Origin of the sequence: Promineifilum sp. (SeqCode), assembly GCF_041918635.1 — a bacterium.
GTDB lineage: Bacteria > Chloroflexota > Anaerolineae > Promineifilales > Promineifilaceae > Promineifilum.
This window is the reverse complement of the sequence record NZ_JAYRVJ010000227.1, coordinates 1-4,723: the sequence shown is the minus strand read 5'-3', so window position 1 is coordinate 4,723 and position 4,723 is coordinate 1. Positions and strand designations below refer to the sequence as shown.

Genomic DNA, 4,723 nt, shown 5'->3' with positions numbered 1-4,723 from the left:
GACCTCCAGATTCTCCAGGTCGAGGTCGGGCTGGTAGAAGCGATTGAACAGCACCAACCCGTCGGCTCCGGCCTCTGACAGCCGATGCATCATGTTGGCTGTCGCGCTGAAGTAGGGGCTTAGCTTGACGGCGATAGGGATATGCACCGACGCCTTGATGTCGCGCACCAGGTCGAGGTAGATCTGCTCCACCTCCGTCCCGGGCAGATCGATGCGCGTGGGCACGTAGTAGATGTTGAGTTCCAGCGCGTCCGCGCCCGCGCCCTCGATCTCCTTGGCGTAGCGTATCCAGCCGCCGGTCGAGACGCCATTCAGGCTGCCGATGATGGGGATGTTGACCGCCTGCTTGGCCCGGAAGATGTGCTCCAGATAGGCATCCGGCCCAATGGCCCGGTAGGTCGGCGCTTCGGGGAAGTAGGTCAGGGCTTCGGCGTAACTTTCCGTGCCGTCGCTCAGGTAGCGATCAAGCGCATGGCTCTCCTGGTTGATCTCTTCCTCGAAGAGTGAGTGCAGGACAATGGCCGCCACGCCAGAGTCTTCCATGCGCCGGATATTGCCTAACTCGCGGCTCAACGGTGACGGCGACGCGACCAGCGGGTTCTTCAGTTCCAGGCCGAGATAAGTCGTTCTCAAGTCCATCTCGATTCTCCTCGTATCAGTGGTCAGTGGTCAGTCACTCACTGACCACTGACCACTGCTTTCTGACCACTGCTTACTGCTCACTGCTCACGGCAAGCCGCTGATAATTCTTCCATCGCTCTTCTACGTCCGCCTTCGCCAGTTGCAACAACCGCTCGGCCGCTTCCGGGTTGCTTTGCTGCAACATGCGATACCGGCCTTCGCGGTAGATGTACTTCTCCAGCGGCAGCGACGGCGGCTTCGAGTCGAGTTGGAACGGGTTCTGCTTGTGGCCGTTCGTCCCGCCTTCCACCGGCGCGTGCGCCAGTTCAGGGTTGTAGCGATAGAGCGCCCAGTGCCCTGAATCGACTGCCGCCTGCTGTTGCTCCAGGCCGAACTTCATGTCGTAGCCGTGGGCGATGCAGTGGCTATAGGCGATGATGAGCGACGGGCCATCGTACGCTTCGGCCTCCAATAGAGCTTGAACCGTCTGCCGGTCGTTCGCGCCAAAAGCGACGCGGGCGACGTAGACGTTGCCATACGTCATAGCCAGCAGGCCCAGGTCTTTCTTGGGCAGCGGCTTGCCCGCGGCGGCGAACTTCGCTACCGCCGCGCGCGGCGTGGACTTCGACATCTGGCCGCCGGTGTTGGAGTACACTTCCGTGTCCAGCACCAGGATGTTCACGTTGCGGCCGGAAGCGATCACGTGATCCAGACCGCCGTAACCGATGTCATAGGCCCAGCCGTCGCCGCCGATGATCCAGACACTCTTCTTCACCAGCGCGTCCGCCTTGTCCCGCAAGTTGGAGAGCGCCGGCTTCAGCGGCTCGACCGCGGCGTCGGCGCTACTCAAGAGACCTTGCAACCGTTCCACTAGCAACTGCACATACTTGCGCTGTTGCAGGATGTCGGTCTCTGTCAACTGATCGTTGTAGAGGATACTGTCGGCCAGTTCAGAGCCGATTACTTCGCGCAGGCCGCGAACGGCGTTAGTCACTTCGTCGATACGCTGGTCGAGCGCCACGCGCATGCCCAGACCAAACTCGGCGTTGTCTTCGAACAGCGAGTTCGACCACGCCGGGCCGCGCCCCTGGGCATTCTTGGCCCACGGCGTCGTCGGCAGGTTGCCGCCATAGATGGACGAGCACCCCGTGGCGTTGGCGACGATCATCCGGTCGCCGAACAGCTGCGTGACGAGCTTCAGGTAAGGCGTCTCGCCGCAGCCGGCGCACGCCCCCGAGAACTCGAACAGCGGCTCGAGCAACTGGTTGTACTTGACCTGATTCACCGGCAGCTCGGCGCGGTCGACGTTGGGCAGCGACTGGAAGAAATCCCAGTTGTGGCGCTCCGTCTCGCGCACTTCCGGCGTGTAGTCGATCATGTTGATCGCCTTGAACTTTGGCTGCCGCTTGTTCTTCACCGGGCAGACCTCGTAGCACAGCGAGCAACCCGTGCAGTCCTCCACCGAGGCTTGCAACGTGTAGGCCAGGTCCTTGTACTCCTTGAAGCGGGCCGGTGTCGTCTTGAACCCCTGCGGCGCTCCTTCCAGAACGGCCGGATCGTAGATCTTCAACCGGATGACCGCGTGCGGGCACACCAGCGCGCACTTGCCGCACTGGATGCAGATCTCCGGGTCCCACGCTGGGACTTCGGTGGCGATGTTGCGCTTCTCCCACTTGGTCGTGCCCGTCGGGTACGTGCCGTCCACCGGGAGCGCGCTGACCGGCAGCATGTCCCCCAGACCGGCCATCATGGGCGCGGTGACAGTCTGAATAAACTCCGGCGCCCGCGCGGACACGATGGGCGGCCGGGTGAAGACGCTGGTCACCGCCTGCGGGACCGTTACCTCATGCAGTTGGGACAATGAGGCGTCGACCGCGGCGTAGTTCTGCTCCACCACCAGTTCGCCCCGCTTGCCATACGTCTTGGCGATCGCTTCCTTGATCTCGGTGATGGCCCGCTCGCGCGACAGCAGCGGCACAGACGTAGCCCCTTCGATCAGGGCGAAGAAACACGTCTGCATGACGGTGTTGATGCGCCGGCCCATGTTAGTCTTGTCGGCCACGGCGTAGGCATCGACGACGTAGAAGTGCAGTCCCTTGTCGATAATGGCGCGCTGGACTTCCTGCGGCAGGTGTTCCCACACCTCGTCCGGCCCGTAGGGGCTGTTCAGCAGGAAGGTTGCGCCGGGCTGGGCCAGCTTCAGCATGTCGAACCGCTCCAGGAAACCGAACTGGTGGCAGGCGACGAAGTTGGCCCGGTCAATGAGATAGGGCGAATGGAAGGGCCGCGGCCCAAAGCGCAGGTGCGACACCGTGACCGACCCCGACTTCTTGGAGTCCAGCACGAAGTAGCCCTGGGCGTAGTTCGGCGTATTCTCGCCGATGATCTTGATCGAGTTCTTGTTCGCGCCGACCGTCCCGTCGGAGCCCAGACCGAAGAACACCGCCCGTACCACGTCGTCCGACTCCGTAGAGAAGTTCGGGTCATAGTCCAGGCTGGTGTGCGTCACGTCGTCGTCAATGCCGATCGTGAAGTGGTTCTTCATAACCGGCCTGGCCGTCTCGTCGAAGACCGCCTTGATCATCGCCGGCGTGAACTCCTTCGAGGACAGGCCATAGCGACCGCCAATGACGCGCGGCATCACCGCGAAGGGCGCGCTGCCGTCGGCCACGCACTCCACCAGCGCTGATACCACGTCGAGATAGAGCGGTTCGCCCGCCGACCCCGGCTCCTTACACCGGTCGAGCACGGCGATGGACTTCGTCGTCGCCGGCAGGGCGGCCACGAACGCCGCCGTGTCGAACGGCCGGTACAGCCGTACCTTCACCAGGCCGACCTTCTCGCCGCGGGCGCTCAAGTAGTCAACCGTCTCCTCGACCGCTTCCGCGCCCGACCCCATGATCACGACGACGCGCTCCGCGTCCGGCGCGCCCACGTAGTCGAACAGATGGTATTGACGTCCGGTCAACCCGGCGAACTTGTCCATCGTCTGTTGCACAATGCCGGGGCAGGCGACGTAGTACGGGTTGGCGCTCTCGCGGGCCTGGAAGTAGACGTCGGGGTTCTGCGCCGTGCCGCGCATGATGGGGTGATCGGGCGACAGGCCGCGCTGCCGGTGCTCGCGCACCAGGTCGTCATCGATCATCGCCCGCAGCACGTCGTCGCCCAGCGGGGAAATCTTGTTGATCTCGTGCGACGTGCGGAAGCCGTCGAAAAAGTGAATGAACGGCACGCGCGCCCGCAGCGTCGCCGAGTGGGCGACCAGCGCCAGGTCCATGGCCTCCTGCACCGAGTTGGAGCACAACAGGGCGAAGCCGGTGTTGCGCGTCGCCATCACGTCGCTGTGGTCGCCGAAGATGGACAATCCCTGCGCCGCCAGTGAACGGGCGGCCACGTGGAACGTGGTCGCGGTCAGTTCGCCAGCGATCTTGAACATGTTAGGGATCATCAGCAGTAGCCCTTGCGAGGCCGTAAAGGTGGTCGTCAATGCGCCCGTTTGCAGCGCGCCATGCACCGCGCCGGCCGCGCCGCCCTCCGACTGCATCTCGATCACCAGAGGCACCGCGCCCCAGATGTTCGTGTCGCCGTGGGCGGAGTACTGGTCGGCCAGCTCCCCCATGCCCGACGAGGGCGTGATGGGGTAGATGGCGATCACCTCGTTCACTTTGTGCGCAACGCTGGCTGTGGCCTCATTCGCGTCAATGGTGATCATGTTTGTCGTCATAGCAATTCCTTCAGAAGTTAATAGTTGAGAGTTGATAGTCGAGAGTTCAACTCTTAACTATCAACTCTCAACTATCAACTTTCAACTGACCGCTTTTACTTGCTCTTCTTCTCGGCCAGGGCCGCATGCGCCGCCGCCAGACGAGCGATCGGCACGCGGAACGGCGAGCAGGAGACGTAGTTCAGACCCAACTGATGGCAAATGGCGATACTCTTCGGGTCGCCGCCGTGCTCGCCACAGATACCTACTTCGAGGTCGGGGCGGGTGGCGCGGCCGAGTTCGACGCCCATCTTCATCAGCTTGCCGACGCCGTTGGCGTCAATCGTGGCAAACGGGTTCTCTTCCAGGATGTTGCGCTGCTGGTACTCGACCAGGAAG

The 4,723-nt window shown here is 62.9% G+C and carries 3 protein-coding genes; all 3 read right to left on the bottom strand.

The window, feature by feature from the left end; all coding sequences use genetic code 11:
- Positions 1 to 639 (bottom strand): dihydroorotate dehydrogenase-like protein (locus tag ACE3UY_RS07800; protein WP_374686980.1); only part of this gene is annotated, 639 nt, incomplete at its 3' end.
- A 73-nt stretch (positions 640 to 712) separates the two neighbouring features.
- The gene (nifJ, locus tag ACE3UY_RS07795; protein ID WP_374686979.1) at positions 713 to 4,345 is read right to left on the bottom strand and encodes a pyruvate:ferredoxin (flavodoxin) oxidoreductase; all 3,633 of its coding nucleotides are present in this window, start codon (positions 4,343 to 4,345) and stop codon (positions 713 to 715) included.
- A 95-nt stretch (positions 4,346 to 4,440) separates the two neighbouring features.
- Positions 4,441 to 4,723 (bottom strand): putative PEP-binding protein (locus tag ACE3UY_RS07790; RefSeq protein ID WP_374686978.1); only part of this gene is annotated, 283 nt, incomplete at its 5' end.